The organism is Micromonospora sp. NPDC005299 (assembly GCF_042872345.1).
Taxonomy (GTDB): domain Bacteria; phylum Actinomycetota; class Actinomycetes; order Mycobacteriales; family Micromonosporaceae; genus Micromonospora.
The window spans coordinates 337,918-354,962 of the sequence record NZ_JBIAKG010000005.1 but is presented as its reverse complement, the minus strand read 5'-3'; the positions used below and the strand labels follow the sequence as shown (position 1 = coordinate 354,962).

At 71.8% G+C, this 17,045-nt stretch carries 14 protein-coding genes; 7 read left to right on the top strand and 7 right to left on the bottom strand.

All coding sequences use genetic code 11. The annotated features are described in order from the left end of the window. Position 1: 1 nt before the first annotated feature. The 4 genes from ACFYPD_RS17465 to ACFYPD_RS17450 all read left to right on the top strand — a co-directional run bounded on the left by ACFYPD_RS17465 (position 2) and on the right by ACFYPD_RS17450 (position 5,569). Complete coding sequence (locus ACFYPD_RS17465; protein ID WP_387114009.1) at positions 2-1,039, top strand: ABC transporter permease; 1,038 nt, start codon at positions 2-4, stop codon at positions 1,037-1,039. Beyond that, positions 1,036-2,034 (top strand): ABC transporter ATP-binding protein, encoded by a 999-nt coding sequence (locus ACFYPD_RS17460; protein ID WP_387114007.1) that lies wholly within the window; start codon positions 1,036-1,038, stop codon positions 2,032-2,034. The genes ACFYPD_RS17465 and ACFYPD_RS17460 overlap by 4 nt, the downstream gene beginning before the upstream one ends. A gap of 46 nt (positions 2,035-2,080) precedes the next feature. After that, positions 2,081-3,493, top strand: a complete 1,413-nt coding sequence (locus ACFYPD_RS17455) for a GH1 family beta-glucosidase (RefSeq protein ID WP_387114005.1) — start codon at positions 2,081-2,083, stop codon at positions 3,491-3,493. Positions 3,494-3,673: 180 nt separating this feature from the next. Then, a complete protein-coding gene (locus ACFYPD_RS17450) occupies positions 3,674-5,569 on the top strand; it encodes a ricin-type beta-trefoil lectin domain protein (RefSeq protein WP_387114003.1) in 1,896 nt (631 codons plus the stop codon). Positions 5,570-5,612: 43 nt separating this feature from the next. On the opposite strand, the gene ACFYPD_RS17445 is transcribed toward ACFYPD_RS17450, so the two are convergent. Next, a complete protein-coding gene (locus tag ACFYPD_RS17445; protein ID WP_387114001.1) occupies positions 5,613-6,920 on the bottom strand; it encodes an ROK family protein in 1,308 nt (435 codons plus the stop codon). Positions 6,921-7,009: 89 nt separating this feature from the next. Here ACFYPD_RS17445 and ACFYPD_RS17440 point away from each other — a divergent pair, with 89 nt between their 5' ends. After that, positions 7,010-8,368, top strand: coding sequence for a glycosyl hydrolase family 18 protein (locus ACFYPD_RS17440; RefSeq protein WP_387113999.1), 1,359 nt, complete (start codon positions 7,010-7,012; stop codon positions 8,366-8,368). 266 nt (positions 8,369-8,634) lie between these two features. Next, a complete protein-coding gene (locus ACFYPD_RS17435) occupies positions 8,635-9,234 on the top strand; it encodes a hypothetical protein (protein WP_387113997.1) in 600 nt (199 codons plus the stop codon). Positions 9,235-9,256: 22 nt separating this feature from the next. Here the strand turns inward: ACFYPD_RS17435 and ACFYPD_RS17430 are convergent, their stop codons facing one another. The 4 genes from ACFYPD_RS17430 to ACFYPD_RS17415 all read right to left on the bottom strand — a co-directional run bounded on the left by ACFYPD_RS17430 (position 9,257) and on the right by ACFYPD_RS17415 (position 13,879). Further along, entirely contained in the window at positions 9,257-9,883 is a 627-nt protein-coding gene (locus ACFYPD_RS17430) for a DUF4304 domain-containing protein (RefSeq protein WP_387113995.1), read from the bottom strand. 535 nt (positions 9,884-10,418) lie between these two features. Beyond that, positions 10,419-12,212, bottom strand: coding sequence for a glycoside hydrolase family 15 protein (locus ACFYPD_RS17425; RefSeq protein WP_387113993.1), 1,794 nt, complete (start codon positions 12,210-12,212; stop codon positions 10,419-10,421). Between the two features lie 67 nt (positions 12,213-12,279). Further along, complete coding sequence (locus ACFYPD_RS17420; RefSeq protein WP_387113991.1) at positions 12,280-12,735, bottom strand: hypothetical protein; 456 nt, start codon at positions 12,733-12,735, stop codon at positions 12,280-12,282. A gap of 406 nt (positions 12,736-13,141) precedes the next feature. Beyond that, entirely contained in the window at positions 13,142-13,879 is a 738-nt protein-coding gene (locus tag ACFYPD_RS17415; protein WP_387113989.1) for a TioE family transcriptional regulator, read from the bottom strand. Positions 13,880-13,937: 58 nt separating this feature from the next. Here ACFYPD_RS17415 and ACFYPD_RS17410 point away from each other — a divergent pair, with 58 nt between their 5' ends. Beyond that, a complete protein-coding gene (locus ACFYPD_RS17410; protein WP_387113987.1) occupies positions 13,938-15,167 on the top strand; it encodes an erythromycin esterase family protein in 1,230 nt (409 codons plus the stop codon). Positions 15,168-15,239: 72 nt separating this feature from the next. Here the strand turns inward: ACFYPD_RS17410 and ACFYPD_RS17405 are convergent, their stop codons facing one another. Both ACFYPD_RS17405 and ACFYPD_RS17400 read right to left on the bottom strand, forming a co-directional pair. Then, positions 15,240-16,073: an ABC transporter permease gene (locus tag ACFYPD_RS17405; protein ID WP_387113985.1), complete on the bottom strand. Its 834-nt coding sequence runs from the start codon at positions 16,071-16,073 to the stop codon at positions 15,240-15,242. Then, positions 16,070-17,029 (bottom strand): ATP-binding cassette domain-containing protein, encoded by a 960-nt coding sequence (locus ACFYPD_RS17400; RefSeq protein WP_387113983.1) that lies wholly within the window; start codon positions 17,027-17,029, stop codon positions 16,070-16,072. The genes ACFYPD_RS17405 and ACFYPD_RS17400 overlap by 4 nt, the downstream gene beginning before the upstream one ends. Between the last annotated feature and the right edge of the window lie 16 nt (positions 17,030-17,045).

Below are 17,045 nucleotides of genomic sequence, written 5' to 3'. Positions count from 1 at the left end.
GATGACCATCTCACCGTCGAGCATCGAGCAGGTCATCCCCGGTCAGGGAGCGATGGCCCAGCCATCGGCCGCGCCGGGCCGGGCGAAGCGGCGCCGGTTCCGGTTCGTCGCCAACGCCAAGGCCGCCACCGGCCTGGTCATCCTGGGCATCTACTGCCTCTTCGCGGTGATCGGGCCCTGGGTGGCGCCGTACGACCCGGACGCGCGCAGCGCCGACGTGCTCCAGGCGCCGTCGGCGCGGCACTGGTTCGGCACCACCCACCTCGGTCAGGACATCTTCAGCCAGATCCTGGTCGGCGCGCGCAGCGTCATGCTGGTGGGCCTGCTCGCCGGCGTGCTGGCCACGATCCTGTCCATCCTCATCGGCGTGACCGCCGGCTACATCGGCGGGGCGGCCGACGAGGGCCTGTCGGCGCTGTCCAACGTGTTCCTCGTCATCCCCGCCCTGCCGCTGATCATCATCGTGACGTCGATCGTCGAGCAGGCCAGCGACACGCTGGTCGCGCTCATCATCGGCTTCACCTCGTGGGCGTGGGGCGCCCGCGTGCTGCGCGCCCAGACGCTGTCGTTGCGCCGCCGCGACTACGTCGAGGCGGCCCGGGCCACCGGCGAGCGGACCTGGCGCATCATCCTGTTCGAGATCCTGCCCAACCTCACCGCGATCATCGCCTCCGGCTTCGTCGGCACGGTCATCTTCGCGGTCATGTCGGAGATCACCCTGGCGTTCATCGGCATCTCGTCGATCTCGTCGTGGAACTGGGGCACCATCCTGTTCTGGGCGCAGGGCCAGCAGGCCCTCGCGCAGGGCGCCTGGTGGTGGTTCGTGCCGGCGGGGCTGGCCATCGCGGTGCTCGGCACCGCCCTCGCCCTCATCAACTTCGGCATCGACGAGTTCGTCAGCCCGCGGCTGCGCAGCGCCGGCAAGACCCGGATCCGCACCGCCGACGGCCGCACCGTCCGGATGCGAGTCGGCTTCACCCCCGTGCTGGCCCCGGCCTCCCGCCCGGTGCCGGCCCCCCGAGAGGAGGTCGCACCATGACTGATCCGGTGCTGGAGATCCGTGGGCTGCGGGTCGACTACGGGCTCGGTGACGCGGCGGTGCACGCCGTCCGGGACGTGGACCTGACTCTGCACCGCGGCGAGGTGCTGGGGCTGGCTGGCGAGAGCGGCAGCGGCAAGTCCACCCTGGCGTACGGGCTGACCCGGCTGCTGCCGCCGCCCGGCGTGGTCAGCGGCGGCCAGGTGATCTACCACCCGACCGACGGCCCGCCGGTCGACGTGCTGGCCCTCAGCCCGGCGCAGCTGCGGCAGTTCCGCTGGGCGGAGACCTCGATCGTCTTCCAGGGCGCCATGAACTCGCTGAACCCGGTGCACAAGGTCTCCACCCAGCTGCTCGACGTGATCAAGGCGCACGAGCCGACGAGCACGCCGGCGGGCCGGCTGGCCCGGGCCCGGGACCTGCTCCGCCTGGTCGGCATCGCCGGGGACCGGCTGGACAGCTACCCGCACCAGCTCAGCGGTGGCATGCGGCAGCGCGTGATGATCGCCATGGCGCTGGCGCTGGAGCCCCAGGTGGTCATCATGGACGAGCCGACCACCGCGCTGGACGTGGTGATGCAGCGGCAGATCCTCGGGCAGCTCGCCGAGCTGCGGGAGCGCCTCGGCTTCGCGGTGCTGTTCATCACCCACGACCTGTCGCTGCTGGTCGAGTTCTCCGACCGGATCGCCATCATGTACGGCGGCCGGATCGTCGAGGAGGCGCCCGCCGCCCAGCTGTACCGGCGGGCGCTGCACCCGTACACCGAGGGGTTGCTGCACTCCTTCCCGGCGCTGCGCGGACCGCGCCGGGAGCTGACCGGCATCCCCGGCTCACCGCCGGACCTGCGGGCCATGCCGAAGGGCTGCGCGTTCCACCCGCGCTGTCCGAAGGCGTTCGACCCGTGCGACAAGGAGGTGCCGGCACTGGGCGCCGCCGAACCGGACCGGGACGTCGCCTGCTGGCTGCACCCGGTCGCCGCCCCGGTCCCCCACTGACCCCGCTCTCCGTCCGACCGAACGACCCGCTACCGCGAGGAGAACCATGGACACCGACCTCACCCGCCCCGTCGCCACCGGGCAGGCCGACCCGATCGACACCCTCCCGCCGACCTTCCGGTGGGGGGTGGCGACCTCGTCGTACCAGATCGAGGGCGCGGTGGCCGAGGACGGCCGGACGCCGTCGATCTGGGACACCTTCTGCCGGGTGCCGGGCGCGGTGGCCAACGGCGACCACGGCGACGTGGCCTGCGACCACTACCACCGGATGCCGCAGGACGTCGCGCTCATCGCCGACCTGGGCCTGGACACCTACCGGTTCTCGGTGGCGTGGCCGCGGGTGCAGCCGGGCGGGCGCGGGCCGGCGAACCCGGCCGGGCTGGCCTTTTACGACCGGCTCGTGGACGAGCTGCTGGGCCGCGGGGTCGACCCGTGGGTGACCCTCTACCACTGGGACCTGCCGCAGGAGCTGGAGGACGCGGGCGGCTGGCCGAACCGCGACACCGCCCACCGCTTCGCCGACTACGCCGAGCTGGTCTTCGGCGCCCTCGGCGACCGGGTGAAGACCTGGACCACGCTGAACGAGCCGTGGTGCTCGGCGATGCTCGGGTACGCCTACGGCCTGCACGCGCCGGGCCGGCGGGACCTGGGCGCCGGGATCGCCGCCGCGCACCACCTGATGCTCGGGCATGGGCTGGCGACGCAGCGGCTGCGCGCCGCGGCGGGCAGCCCGATCGAGCTGGGCATCACCCTCAACATGGCCACCGCCGACCCCGCCACCGACAGCCCCGCCGACCGGGACGCCGCCCGGGCGGCGGACGGCCTGGGCAACCGGATCTACCTGGACCCGCTCTTCCGCGGCCGGTACCCGGAGGACGTGGTGGCCGACCTGGCCGCCGAGGGGGTGCGCATCCCGGTCGAGGACGGCGACCTGGAGGTCATCTCGTCGCCGATCGACGTGCTCGGGGTGAACTTCTACTTCGGGCAGCTGCACTCCGGGGTGGACGAGCAGGGCCGCGAGCGGGACGACGACGGCCGGCCGGTGCGCCGGGTGATTCGCCGGGACCTGCCGCGCACCGCGATGGACTGGGAGATCGTGCCGGACTCCTTCACCGAGCTGCTGGTCCGGCTGCACCGGGACTACCCGGGCGTGCCCATGGTGATCACCGAGAACGGCGCGGCCTTCGACGACGAGCCGGACGCCGACGGGTTCGTGGCCGACGACGACCGGGTGGCGTACCTGACCGAGCACCTGCGGGCGGTGGCCCGGGCCCGGCAGGCCGGCGCGGATGTGCGCGGCTACTTCGCCTGGTCGCTGCTGGACAACTTCGAGTGGGCGTACGGCTACGACAAGCGGTTCGGCATCGTGCGGGTGGACTACGACACCCAGCGGCGTACGCCGAAGCGCAGCGCGCAGTGGTACCGCGACACGATCCGGCGGGTGCGCGGGGAGCGCTGACCGGGCCGCTCGGGGCAACCGCGCCGGAACCTTCCTGGCGGTTGCCCCGACCTGTCCATATACGCAGGTGGCGAGGGTTTTTCGCCACTTGACACAAGCGTGCCTCTATGCCTTGACGAAAGGGGGTGTGAGGCGTTCTCTCCTTCGCGGATGTCGAGAAAGCTCCGAAGGGAGGCATCCATGTCCTCCACCCGATCCCCCACCACCGCCAGCCGCGCCAGCCGCGCCGCGCTGGCGCTCTGCCTGTCGGCCGGCGCCCTCGCCCTGTCCCCACCGTCGGCCGCGCATGCCGCCGGCGAGACCGTCAACGTCTGGCTCACCACCACCTCCGACAGCGGCGGGCGGACGGTCACCCGCGGCCTGCAACCGCAGAACCCGCTCAGCTTCGCCGCCAGCAGCCCCGCCGCCACGTACACCATCACCGTCAACGAGAACACCAGCTACCAGCCATTCGAGGGTGGCGGCGCGTCGATCACCGACACCACCGCGTACCTGCTGCGCGGCGGGCCGGTCACCGCCGCCACCCGGGACGACGTGATGCGCAAGCTGTTCAGCCCCACCGACGGCATCGGCCTGTCGTTCGTGCGCAACCCGGTCGGCGCCTCCGACCTGTCCCGCCCCGGCATGATCTCCCTCGACGACACCTGCTGCGATCTGAGCGACTTCGGCATCAACGGCTACAACACCGACGTGGAGCTGCTCACTGCGCAGGCCAAGCAGCTCAACCCGGCGCTGCGAGTGAAGGTGGTGCCGTGGAGCGCGCCCGGCTGGATGAAGACCAACGGCCGGATGGACCAGATGGGCTCGCTCAGGTCGCAGTACTACGCCACCTACGCCCAGTACCTCGTCAAGACCATTCAGGCGTACGCGGCCCGCGGCGTGCCGGTCGACTACGTCTCGGTGCAGAACGAACCGAACTGCTGCCAGGCGAGCAACCCCACCGCGATGAACTACCCGGGCATGGCCTGGACCTCCGCCAACCTGGTGAACCTGACCAAGAACTTCGTCTACCCGGCGTTCCGCACCGCCGGCATCCCAAGCAAGGTGATGGTGCACGACTTCAACTACGGCGACTACGGCAACTTCGGCGCCGTGCTGCTCGCCGACAGCGGCGTCCGCACCGACCCGCTCTTCGGCGGCATCGCCTGGCACGGCTACTTCGGCAGCCCCACCGTGGGCACCCAGGTCCACAACGAGTACCCGACCGTGCCGCAGTTCAGCACCGAGCACTCTGGCGGCACCTGGATCACCAACCAGCACAACGAGGACATGGCCGACATAGTGAACTACGCCCGCAACTGGAGCCGGAGCCTGGTCAAGTGGAGCCTCGCGCTCAACCAGAACCACGGCCCGCACAACGGCGGCTGCGGCACCTGCACCGGGCTCATCACCGTCCATGAGGGAGACTCGCGGACCGGGCAGGTCGACTACACCATCGAGTACTACACCACCGGACACCTGACGAAGTTCGTCCAGCCCGGTGCGTTCCGGATCGACTCCACCGCCAACAGCACCGTGCCGAACGTCGCGTACCGCAACCCGGACGGCTCGAAGGCGCTCATCGCGCACAACGGCGGCACGTCGTCGCGGTCGGTGAAGGTGGTGTGGGGCGGGCAGTCGTTCACCTACACCCTGCCGGCCCGAACGACCGCGACCTTCACCTGGTCCGGCTCCCAGTCCGGTGGCGGCGCGCCGAGCGGGTGGATCACCGGCATCGGCGGCAAGTGCCTCGACGTCACGAACAGCGCCACCTCCGACGGCACGCCGATCCAGATCTGGACCTGCCACGGCGGCTCGAACCAGCAATGGACCCGGGCAACCGACGGGACACTCCGGTCGCTGGGCAAGTGCCTCGACGTCTCCGGCGGCGGGACCGCCAACGGCACGAGGGTGCAGCTGTGGACGTGCAACGGCACCGGCGCACAGCAGTGGGTGTGGACGGCCGTACGGGACCTGGTGAACCCGCAGGCGAACAAGTGCCTGGACGTCACCGGCAACACGTCCGCCGACGGCACGAAGACGCAAATCTGGAGCTGCACAGGCGGCGCCAACCAGAAGTGGACGCTCCCGTCCTGAGCCGGGGCCGGGCCGGCGGCGCTCCCGCCGCCGGCCCGGTGGCTCAGCGGGTCCGCGAGCGCGGCCGCCGCGCCGGCCGCGCCGGCGCCGGCACCATCCGGGCGACCGGTTCGCGCGGCACGCCGCCGTCGCGCAGCAGCCGGGCCATGGGCAGGGTGGCGGCGCCCATCGCGACCGCGTCCGGTCCGAGCCGGCACAGCTCGATCGAGGTCTGGGCGTACGGCTGGCGCAGCGCGTGCCGCGCGGTGACCTCGCGGATCTGCGGCAGGTAGCGCTCGCCCAGGGCCAGGCCGGCCCAGCCGCCCAGCACCACCCGCTCGGGGTTGAACAGGTTCACCAGGTTCGCCACCCCGGCGCCGAGGTAGCCGACCGTCTCGTCGAGCACCTTCGCGGCGGTGCGGCTGCTGGCGCGCAGCAGCTCGCCGAAGGCGCTCTCCTCGTCGCTGCCGGCCGCCGGGCGGCCCCGGTTGGCCTGCCGGAACCGGTCAAGCACCCCTTCGGCCCCGACGTACGCCTCCAGGCAGCCGAGGTTGCCGCAGCGGCAGCGGCGGCCCCCGTACACGATGGTGGTGTGCCCCCACTCGCCGGCGCTGCTGTGCGCGCCGCGGTAGCCCACGCCGTCGGCCACCACACAGGCCCCGACGCCGGAGCCGACCAGGGCGACCACCGCGTGCCGGACGCCGCGGCCGGCGCCGAACCACATCTCGGCCTGGCCGAGGGTCTTCGCCCCGTTGTCGATGTGCACCGGGATGTCGGTGCCGGCGCGCAGCATGGCGCCGAGCGGCACGCCGTCCCAGCCGAGGGTCTGCGCGTGCACCACGGCGTCGGCGGCGCGCTCGACGGTGCCGGAAACGGCGACGCCGAAGCCGAGCACCGCCGTCGGGTCGACGCCGGCCTGCGCGATCACCGCGGCGAGACCGTGCAGCAGGTGGTCGGTGACCTGCCGGGGGTCGGGCTCGGCGGCGGCGATCGGGTACTCCGCCTTGGCGAGCGCGGTCATCGCCAGGTCGAAGAGTTCGACCTGCACGCGGGTCTCGCCGACGTCGGCGCCGACCAGGTAGCCGTAGGCGGGGGCGACGCGGAGCAGCACCCGGGGGCGGCCGCCGTCGGACTCGACCGAGCCGGCCTCCTCGACCAGGCCCTCGGCGATCATCTCGCCGACCAGGTTGCTCACGCTGGCCAGGCTGAGCGCGGTGGACTGCCCCAGCTCGTGCCGGCTCAGCGGGCCGTCCAGCCAGATCCGGGTGAGCAGGACCGACCGGTTGGCACGACGCATGTCGCGCACGGTGGTGCGTCTGGCGTCCACGTCCGCCGCCGTCCTCTCCCGGCCGCCGCCGGCGGCCTGCTTCACGCCGTGAACCAAGTGCTGACAGACTACTGCGCATTTACATTTAACAAAGTTAACTGCTAGCCTCCGGCGCATCGATGAGGAGGTATGTCATGCGACTTCGACGTCGGCTGACCGCCGTGCTCGGCGGCGCCCTGCTGCTCGCCGTACCCACCGCCCTGCCGGCCGCCACCGGGCTGGCCGCCTCCGCCGCGGAGACCGCGCTGGTCTCCTGCGCGGGCGTACCGGCCTGGGCCGAGGGGGTGACCTGGACCGCGGGTAGCCGGGCCACCTACGCCAACCGGCTCTACCAGGCGCTGGTCACCCACACCCCGCCGGCGGGCGCGGGCTGGACGCCGGCGGCCACGCCGGCGCTCTGGACCGACCTCGGCGCCTGCGGCGGCGGCACCCCGTCACCCACCCCCACCACCAAGCCGCCCTCGCCCACTCCCACGCCCACCCCCTCCCCCACGGCGACGCCCACCCCGACCCCGACCACGCCGCCGCCCGGCGGGACCACCTGCGCGCTGCGGTCGCGCCCGGCCGGCAAGGTGCTCCAGGGCTACTGGGAGAACTGGGACGGCGCGGCCAACGGCGTGCACCCCGGCATGGGCTGGATCCCGGTCACCGACTCCCGGATCACCGCCCACGGCTACAACGTGGTCACCGCCGCGTTCCCGGTGATCCGCTCCGACGGCACCGTGCTCTGGGAGAACGGCATGGACGCCGGCGTGAAGGTGCCCACCCCCGCCGAGGTGTGCCAGGCCAAGGCTGCCGGACTGACCGTGCTGCTGTCGATCGGCGGCGCCACCGCCGGCATCGACCTCGGCTCCAGCGCGGTCGCCGACCGGTTCGTCGCCACCGTCGTGCCGATCCTCAAGCGCTACAACTTCGACGGCATCGACATCGACATCGAGACCGGGCTCACCGGCAGCGGGAACATCAACCAGCTCTCCACCTCGCAGGCCAACCTCGTGCGCATCATCGACGGGGTGCTGGCCCAGATGCCCGCCGGCTTCGGCCTCACCATGGCACCGGAGACCGCGTACGTCACCGGCGGCAGCGTCACCTACGGCTCGATCTGGGGCGCGTACCTGCCGATCGTCAAGCGGTACGCGGACAACGGCCGGCTCTGGTGGCTGAACATGCAGTACTACAACGGCTCGATGTACGGCTGCGCCGGCGACTCGTACCCGGCCGGCACCGTGCAGGGCTTCGTGGTCCAGACCGACTGCCTCAACACCGGCCTGGTCGTGCAGGGCACCACCATCCGCGTCCCGTACGACAAGCAGGTCCCCGGGCTGCCCGCGCAGACCGGCGCCGGCGGCGGATACCTGAGCCCGGCGCTGGTGGCGCAGGCGTGGAACACCTACCGGGGCGGCCTCAAGGGGCTGATGACCTGGTCGGTCAACTGGGACGGCTCGAAGGGCTGGACCTTCGGCGACAACGTCAAGGCTCTCCAGGGCCGCTGAGGCCGCGCGGGGCCCCGCAGGCGCGCGGGGCCCCGCCGTGCGGTTCACTCCTGCCGCTGCGGGGCGCACAAAGCGGACCCGGCCTCCGCTCCCACCGTCGGGTCTCGTCTCCTGCCGACTGCGGCGGAAGGAGTGCGCAGGCGGAGAAGGGCGGAAGTTGGTTGCCGTCTACGCTCGCCGCCATGATCCGACGCCTGCCCGCTCCGGTGGCATTCCTCGTCGTGCTCGCCTCCGCAGCCGCCTGCGCCCCGGCTCCAGCCACAGGTATGTCGACACCTACCGCGTCCGCCACGCCCCTGGTCGCTCCCTCACCCACCGACGGCGGCGCCGCGCGGGACCTCCGAGACCGGTACGCCGCCAACGGGAGTCTGGCCGGACTGGCCGAGGATCCTGCCCACCGGGACGAGAAGCTCGATTCCGACGGGGTGGCCTGCGGCCGTCCACTGCCGCTGCTGGACCGGCGCCTGGTCGCGGTGACGCACGTCTTCGGCACCCCCGACGGCACCGAGCCGGAGGAGTTCGTCGAGCTCGCCCAGGAGACCGTGGTCTACCCGACCGACGCGGTGGCGGCCCAGGCCGTGCGGCGGCTCTTCGACCTCTTCGACACGTGCGACCGGGACATGGAGGCGGGCCAGGTGACCGACGGGCATGCCGCCGCCGACCTGCCGGCCGGGACCGGCATGCCCGGCCGCGCGGTGACCGCCACCATGAGGCTCCCGGACGGCACGCTATTCCCCCACCGCTACGGCTGCCTGCACCATGGCCGGGTGGTGCAGTGCGTGGCCGTCTGGACCCGGTCGAAAGGACACACCGCAGCCTGGTTCGAGAAGGCGATCATTGCCACCGGGCAGGGCCTGCGCGGCTGACGCCCTCCCTGCCTCCCCAGAATCAGCGGATGCTGACACTCCCGGCACGTGGGTCATCGGTCTCCCCCGCGCGCTGTGATGCCAGCTCGCGCATGGCGTGGAAGAGGGGATGCTCCTCATCCTCATCCTCATCCTCGTCCTCGTCGTCGTCCACCAAGGACTGAAGAAGCGCCTCCAGCTCCCCGGTTCTGCCGTCCTCGGCCAGCAGCCATGCCCGTACCTGCCATGCCGCATATCCCATGCGGACGTCCTGATCGTTGAGATCGCGCAGCTGACGGCGATCGAGCAGTTGCAGGAGGCCGGGTACCTCCTGGTGGAGAACCTGGGTCATCTCGTCGACAACGATGCGGAGCGCCGCTTCGGAATCGATCACCCACCGCTTGGACCGGTCGCCACGTGGAGGGTCGATCCGCTCCCTCCAGAGGCAGTCTGGCACCGACGGCCCGGCCTGCCTGTTCGTCAGCGCGCTGCGGACCCAGTCCCATCGGGCGCCGATGGTGAAACCTACGTTGATGAAATAGAGGAAGCTGGAACCGCTCGACGCATCCGAGATCTGCACATCGAGGACGATCCAGTCACCGTGCGGCGACCGGAGCCTGAATTCGGTGCCGTCAGCGTCGAATTCGTATGCGGCAAGGACTCGACCCATCTCACCGAGGACAACGCCGACAGGCGAATGAGAACCCACGCGACCCAACCCCTTTCGGCAGCTCGTCAGCTCAGACCCACCAGGGGCGCTCCCAGCAGAATCGCATCAGGAGGTCCTTGGGTTCGGCCCCGTGGCTTCGCCGGCATCAACGGCACCGGGGCTGGGGAGCTGAGCGTTGTCCGTCTCCGCCGCCCGTCGTCGCAGCGCCGCTCGCCCATTCAGGTTCCCGAGGGCCAGAGCGCAGAAGATCAGGGCCGTCACCGCAGCGGTACGAGGAGCGGTCTCGGCGCGTCCGCGGCTGGTCACCCCTTCGAGCCCGACCCGCCGGCTCCCGATCAGCCGGACCACCAGAGACGGCGGTCCTGAGCGGGTTCACGCACCACGGGCTCTCCGCGCGCCTGCGGGACCGGCGCGTCGACCGCGTGCACCACCCGCTCGACCCGGTCATCGTCGCCGCGCCCTGGGTGCTGGCCGGAGGCGTCGCCCACCTGGCCCTCCGGCGGATCGCCGGACGCGGACGCCGGTAGAGGCAACCTCAACGAGGGCTGTCCCGAATCGCGAGTGCGGCCTGGACGAGCGCGGCGTGGGTCAGCGTCTGCGGATAGTTCCCGAGGTGGGCACCGGTCGTGGGGTCGAGCTCTTCGGCGTAGAGGCCCAGCGGGCTGGCGTGGTCGAGCAGCGCCTGGAACAGCTCCTCCGCCTCGCGGCGTCGCCCGGTGCTGGCGAGGGCCTGGACGAGCCAGAACGAGCAGGGCAGGAAGGCGCCTTCGGTGCCGGGGAGGCCGTCGCGTCCCGGCGGGTAGCGGTAGAGCAGCGGGCCGCCGGCGGAAAGCCGCTCCCGGACGGCGTCGATGGTGCCGCGCACGCGGGAGGACTCGATGCCGTCGATGCCGAGCAGAGGAAGAACGAGCAGAGCCGAATCCAGGTCCTGGACGCCGTAGCTGCGCACGTAGCTGGCCTGCGCCGGGTCGAAGCCACGCGTCCGCACTTCGGCGGCGATGGCATCCCGGGCGTCCCGCCAGCGCCGACGTTGCCGGTCGGAAAGCCGGTGGGTTTCGGCGATGCGCAGAGCCCGGTCCAGGGCGAGCCAGCCCATGAGCTTGGAATGCACGTGCTGACCGGGTTCGCGCACCTCCCAGATGCCGGCATCGGCCTCCCCCCATCGGCCGGCGACGACGTCGGCGAAGCCGCGCACGGCCCGCCACGTCTCGGAGTAGAGGCGGTGCCCGGCCTGGACGAACACCCATGCGGCGTCGACCACCCAGCCGTAGCCGTCGAGCTGGTGCTGGTCGGCGGCGCCGTTGCCGAGCCGCACCGGCACGCTGTCGAGATAGCCGGGCCAGCCGGCCAACTCCCGTTCCCGTGGCACGCGGCGGCCGGTCAGGGTGAACAGTGCCGGCAGGCGCGGCCGATCCAGCCGGCTGGCGTGCAGCAGCCAGGCGAGGAAGCCGTGGGCCTCGTCGAGTTTGCCGACGCCGAGGAACGCGTTGACGCCGATGCTCGCGTCCCGGGGCCAGACATAGCGGTAGTCCCAGTTCCGCCCCCCTCCGGGATCCTCGGGCAACGACGTCGTCGGTGCGGCGACCGGAGCCTGCGACGGGGAGTAGGTCAACAACCGCAAGGTCAACAAGCTGCGTACGACGTCCCCCCGGAACGGCAGCGAACCGTCGATTCCGGCCGCCCAGTCCCGCCAGCGGGCCTCGTCTCCGAGGACGAGCTCCCAGGCCGCCTCGGGCTCGACGTGGATCAGCGGTTCGCGGAAGGCCACGCCGAGGGCGAGGGTGACCGGACGGCCCGGCGCCACCTCGACGGCGGTGGGTCGGCCCGGTTCGACCGTGACCTCGGGTGTGCAGCTCAGGGACACGGCCAGCGCCCCCCACTCACACACCAGGATTCCGGCGCGGTGGCGGATCCGGGGTCGGCGGTGCCGCACGCCGAGGCGGGGGTCGAACTCGACGACCGCGTCCACCGCTCCACCCTCGGCCGAGAGACGCCGCACGAGCAGCGTCGCGGGCAGCAGCCGCCCCGTGACCTCGGCCACCATGGACTCGGCGAGGGTGAGCCGGCGGTCGCCCACCGCCCACGTCGTCTGGAGCGTCGCGGTGTCCTGCCGGTAGCGCCGCTCGACCACCGTGGCGGGCGGGACCGGGCCGACCCGGAACGTGCCCGCCGCCGAGCCGCCCACGAGGCGTCCGAACAGAGGTTCACCGTCGAAACGGGGTACGCAGAGCCAGTCGATCGCGCCCTCACCGCTCACGAGGGCAGCGGTGCGGGTGTCGCCCAGCAGCCCGTAGTCGCTGATCGGTGCCGGAGGACGGGGGCCGGTCATGGCGGGCTCACCGGTCGCCGGGATCCCGTCTCGGCGGGTCGCACCCGATGCCGAAGGCCGGTGAAGCTCAACTGGCCCGGAGGAGCAGTCCGAGGACGACCCCATAGATGACGTGGACGACAGCCGCGACGGCGGGCGTCTGGACGCCGTAGTTGAGGGCGAACAGACCGGGTGGCTCCAACACGGCCGTGCTGGACGGGCCGGCCCGCTGCGAGGCCATCCGCGGATGGACACCCGGGAGCAGCGGTAGGAGCACCGTCAGCGCGATCGCGACGTGGAGGCTGCCGAACAGCGCACCGATCCACCAGGTGGAGCGGTGCAGCAGGGCGAACGCGGCCGCGTACCCCAGGGCGAAGCCCTGACCGGCGATGAGGTGGATGAAGAACCCGACGACCCGGGCCCGGTCGGGGTCCTCGGTGACGAGGGTCCCCAGCACCAGGGGAAGGTCGAGGCGGGTGAACCCGGCCATCTGTGCCGTGATCATCGCCGCCGTGAGTGCGGCGGTGGCGACCAACCCGAACACTGCCCATCCGGCCCAGTCCATCTCAGCGGTGGCCGCCGGGGCACACCCTGGCGGTCGGGGTGGAGGGCACCCGGTGCCGGGACCCGGCGGCCCTCCCGCCGGATGACCGACCGGGTGCAGCCGGCCGGAACTCCCTCAGGCACGCCGGCGCGCGCAGGCGACCGTGTTCGGACCTGTCGAGCAGTGGCCGTCCGGCTTTCGGTACGCGGCCCGGCGCGGTTGTCTCGGCCATCGCTGCCTTCCGGCTGTCCGCACGAGGCCGTGTGCGGCCCCGGACCGGGAGCCCGCCTCGCAACGGTCTCCACCCTAGGCGTACCAGACCTCGACGCCGATGGCTTGCCGGAACAAACTGTGCAAACAGACCGACCGGGTGAGCCACAGCGCCGCAGGGTGGCGTCCGGGAGGCTCAACAGTCGTCCTCGTCTGCGGGCGGGGCCGGTCGGCAGTCGAGGTAGGCGTCCAGTGCGGCGGCGCCGGTGAGCATGGCGCGGCTTCTGGCCGAGAGGCGGGCGCGCCAGTCGCGCAGCATCGCCTCGAGCGGCGCGACGCCTCCGGCGGAGCGGACCTGGGCGATCAGCGGGGCGATCTGCTCCAGCAGGTAGCCGCCCCGTCTGAGCTGGTGGGCCAGCCGGGCGTCGCGTACGTCGGCCGCGCTGTAGACCCGGTAGCCCGTCTGCGGGTCGCGGCGCGGCTGGACCACGCCGGCGCGTTCCCACTTGCGGAGGGTGGCCGGGCGGATGCCGAGCCTTCTCGCCAGGGCGCCGACGAACGTGTCGCCGCGCTCCTGCGGCACCGGCTCCAGGTCGCGAAGCGCGGCTTCGACGGCCTGGAGGGTGCGGCGGTCGTCGAGAAGCTGGGCGTGGCTCTCGTCGATGAGTCGGAGCGCGTCCTCGGTCGCGTCCCGGTTGATCGCCTGCATGATCGACGTGGCCGTCTGGTGGCCGTGCCCGGGCACGAGGGCGAGGAACGCGCGCAGGGCTTGAGCGTGCCGCGGCGTGTAGGTGCGGTAACCATGCGGGCTGCGTTCGGCGCCCGGAAGGATGCCGGCCGCCTCGTAGTTCCTGATCGCCTGCGTGGACAGACCGTGCCCCCGCGCCAGGTCAACCGGCCTGAGCCGTCCACCGTCTTGAAGGTTTCGCCTCATCACCCTGCCAATGTCGTGCAGAAGTCTCAACCGATGGTTCAACGATAGCGTTCAGGGCATGACTGCTGGCATCCCAGACACCGCCCACGCCGTTGACGCCGCTACCGCGCTGAGGCTGCTCCCGACCAGGCCACGGCTGCTCGCCCTCGGCGAGCCCACCCACGGCGAGGACGTTCTGCTCGACCTGCGCAACGAGCTCTTCCGGCAACTCGTCGAGCAGGAGGGCTACCGGACGATCGCGATCGAGAGCGACTGCATGATGGGCCTGGTCGTGGACGACTACGTCACCTCGGGCGCCGGCACCCTCGACGAGGTCATGGAGCGCGGCTTCAGCCACGAGTGGGGCGCCTTCGCGGGCAACCGCGAGCTGGTGCGCTGGATGCGTGCGTACAACGACGGTCGACCCGCGTCACAGCAGCTCCGCTTCGCCGGTTTCGACGGCCCGCTGGAGATCACCGGCGCCGCGAGCCCCCGGCAGGCCCTCGCCGCACTCCACGCCTACCTCACCGCCTGGGTCGGCGCCGACCTGCTCCCCTGCACCGCCGAAACGCTCGACCGCCTCCTCGGGGCCGACGACCGCTGGCCGAACCCTGCCGCCATGATGGACCCGTCGCAGTCCGTGGGGCAGACGCCCGAGGCCAGGCAGCTGCGGCTGCTCGCCGACGACCTGGTGGCCCTGCTCGACGCGCAGACACCCCACCTGATCGCGGCCTCCCCGTCGGAGGACTGGCACCGGGCACGCCTGTACGGGCGTACCGCCACCGGGCTGCTGCGCTACCACTTCTGGATGGCCGACACGTCACCGAACCGCATGGCGTGGCTGCTCGGCGTACGGGACTCGATGATGGCCGCCAACCTGTTCGCCCTCGCCGAACGCGGGCCGACGCTGGTGAACGCCCACAACGGCCACCTCCAGCGGAACCGGAGCACGATGCGCATGGGCAACCTGCCGGTGGAATGGTGGAGCGCCGGCGCGATCGTGAGCGCCCACCTGGGCGACGGGTACGCCTTCCTCGCCACCGCCCTCGGCACGATCCGCCACCAGGGAGTCGACACCCCGCCCCCGGACACCGTCGAAGGGCTGCTGTACGCGCTGCCGGAGGACCGTTACCTCGTCGACGCCCACCGACTGGCCACCGCCCTCGCCGACATGACGCCCGCTGCCCGGGTGTCCCCCTGGTTCGGTTACGCCCCGCTCGATCCGGCGCACGTGGCCAGCACCGACGGGATCGTCTTCGTCAAGGACGCCCGGGGCAGCCAGCCTCCCCCGCCGTTCGGCAACGACTGACAGCGCCTGCCGGGCGCCGTCGGCTACTCGCCGACGGCGCCCGGGCTACGCGGCCTCCGATGTCTCCCAGGTTCAGGACTCGCGGTTGAACAGTCGCTTCGACCAGAGGTATCCGACCAGCGCGATGGCGGCACACCAGGCGAGCGCGATCCACGCGTTGTTCCCGATCGGTTCGTCCATCAGCAGGCCACGCAGGGTTTCGATGATCGGCGTGAACGGCTGGTACTCGGCGAACCACCGCAGACCGGCCGGCATGGAGTCGGTGGGGACGAACCCGCTGCCGAGGAAGGGCAGCAGAACAAGGGGCATGGGCAGGTTGCTCGCGGTCTCGACGCTCTTGCTCACCTGGCCGAGCGCGACGGACAACCACACGAGCGCGAAGGTCACCGCCAGCAGGAAACCGGCCGCGGCCAGCCACGCGCCGAGCCCGGCGGTGGGCCGGAAGCCCACCAGCACGGCCACGCCGATCACGATCGCCAGGCTGAACACCGCCTGGATCATGCTGCCCAGGACGTGCCCGGTCAGCACCGAGACGCGGGCGATGTGCATGGTGCGGAACCGGGTGATGATGCCTTCGGTCATGTCCATGGCGATCGAGATCGCGGTGCCCTGGACCGTGGCCGCCACGGTCATCAGGATGATCGCGGGCGCGACGTAGTTGGCGTACGCGGCGCGCCCGCCGGCCGCGCCGCTGTGCACCGTCCCGCCGAGCCCGGCGCCCAACGTGCCGCCGAGCACGTAGACGAACAGCAGCAGGAAGACGACGGGCATGCCCACGAGCATCAAGGTCATCGACGGATACCGCAGCATGCGCTTGAGGTTGCGGCGCAGCATCGTCGCCGAGTCGCGCAGCGGATGGAAGCGGAGGTCGGCCGGACGGGAGCCGGTGAGGGCGGTGGTGCTCATCGGGTGGTCACCTTCTCGTTGGCGGAGTTGCCGGTGAGAGCGAGGAAGACGTCGTCGAGATCGGGGGTGTGCACGGACAGCTCGTCGACCTCGATGGCCTGGTCGTCGAGCCGGCCGATCAGGGTCTTCAGCGAGCGCAGACTGCCGTCGCTGGGCACCCGCAGGGCGAGCGCGTCGTTGTCGCGCGAAGCCTGGTCCAGCACGCGCCTGGCCGCGTCGAGGCCCTGCGGGTCGGCGAACCGCAGGCGTACGTGTCCACCGGGGATGCGCCGCTTCAGTTCCTCCGCGGTTCCCTCGGCGACCACCCGGCCGCGGTCGAGGACCGCGATGCGGTCGGCCAACTCGTCGGCCTCCTCCAGGTACTGCGTGGTCAGGAAGATGGTGACGCCGCCGGCCACCAGGTCCCGGACGATCTGCCACATGGCCCGGCGGCTGCGCGGGTCCAGTCCGGTGGTCGGCTCGTCGAGGAAGATCACCTGAGGGCTGCCGACCAGCGTCATCGCCAGGTCGAGCCGGCGCAGCATGCCCCCGGAGTAGGTGGACGCCGGCTTCCTGGCCGCCTCGGTCAGGTCGAACTGCTCCAGCAGCTGGGCGGCGCGCCGCCGGCCTTCGCCCCGGGCGAGCTGGTGCAGATCCGCCATCAGCCGCAGGTTCTCCTCGCCGGTGAGCAGCTTGTCCACCGCGGAGAACTGACCGGTGACACCGATCGCGGCGCGCACCGCGTCCGGCTCGCGGGCGAGGTCGTGTCCGGCAACCTGGACGTCACCGGCGTCGGCGCGGAGCAGAGTGGACAGAATCTTGACCGTGGTGGTCTTCCCGGCGCCGTTCGCGCCGAGCAGCGAGAAGACCGTTCCCCGTGGCACGTACAGATCGAGACCGTCGAGCACGACATGGTCACCGAACGATCTCCGTAGCCCGGTGGCGGCGATCGCCGGCGGGGGTTGCGTGATGGTCATGGTGTGCCTTTCCGGG

Coding starts and splice junctions, on each gene's coding strand:
- ACFYPD_RS17465 (WP_387114009.1), top strand. CDS start 2: ATGACCATCTCACCGTCGAGCATCGAGCAGGTCATCCCCGGTCAGGGA.
- ACFYPD_RS17460 (WP_387114007.1), top strand. CDS start 1,036: ATGACTGATCCGGTGCTGGAGATCCGTGGGCTGCGGGTCGACTACGGG.
- ACFYPD_RS17455 (WP_387114005.1), top strand. CDS start 2,081: ATGGACACCGACCTCACCCGCCCCGTCGCCACCGGGCAGGCCGACCCG.
- ACFYPD_RS17450 (WP_387114003.1), top strand. CDS start 3,674: ATGTCCTCCACCCGATCCCCCACCACCGCCAGCCGCGCCAGCCGCGCC.
- ACFYPD_RS17440 (WP_387113999.1), top strand. CDS start 7,010: ATGCGACTTCGACGTCGGCTGACCGCCGTGCTCGGCGGCGCCCTGCTG.
- ACFYPD_RS17435 (WP_387113997.1), top strand. CDS start 8,635: ATGTCGACACCTACCGCGTCCGCCACGCCCCTGGTCGCTCCCTCACCC.
- ACFYPD_RS17430 (WP_387113995.1), bottom strand. CDS start 9,883: ATGGGTCGAGTCCTTGCCGCATACGAATTCGACGCTGACGGCACCGAA.
- ACFYPD_RS17425 (WP_387113993.1), bottom strand. CDS start 12,212: ATGACCGGCCCCCGTCCTCCGGCACCGATCAGCGACTACGGGCTGCTG.
- ACFYPD_RS17415 (WP_387113989.1), bottom strand. CDS start 13,879: ATGAGGCGAAACCTTCAAGACGGTGGACGGCTCAGGCCGGTTGACCTG.
- ACFYPD_RS17410 (WP_387113987.1), top strand. CDS start 13,938: ATGACTGCTGGCATCCCAGACACCGCCCACGCCGTTGACGCCGCTACC.
- ACFYPD_RS17405 (WP_387113985.1), bottom strand. CDS start 16,073: ATGAGCACCACCGCCCTCACCGGCTCCCGTCCGGCCGACCTCCGCTTC.
- ACFYPD_RS17400 (WP_387113983.1), bottom strand. CDS start 17,029: ATGACCATCACGCAACCCCCGCCGGCGATCGCCGCCACCGGGCTACGG.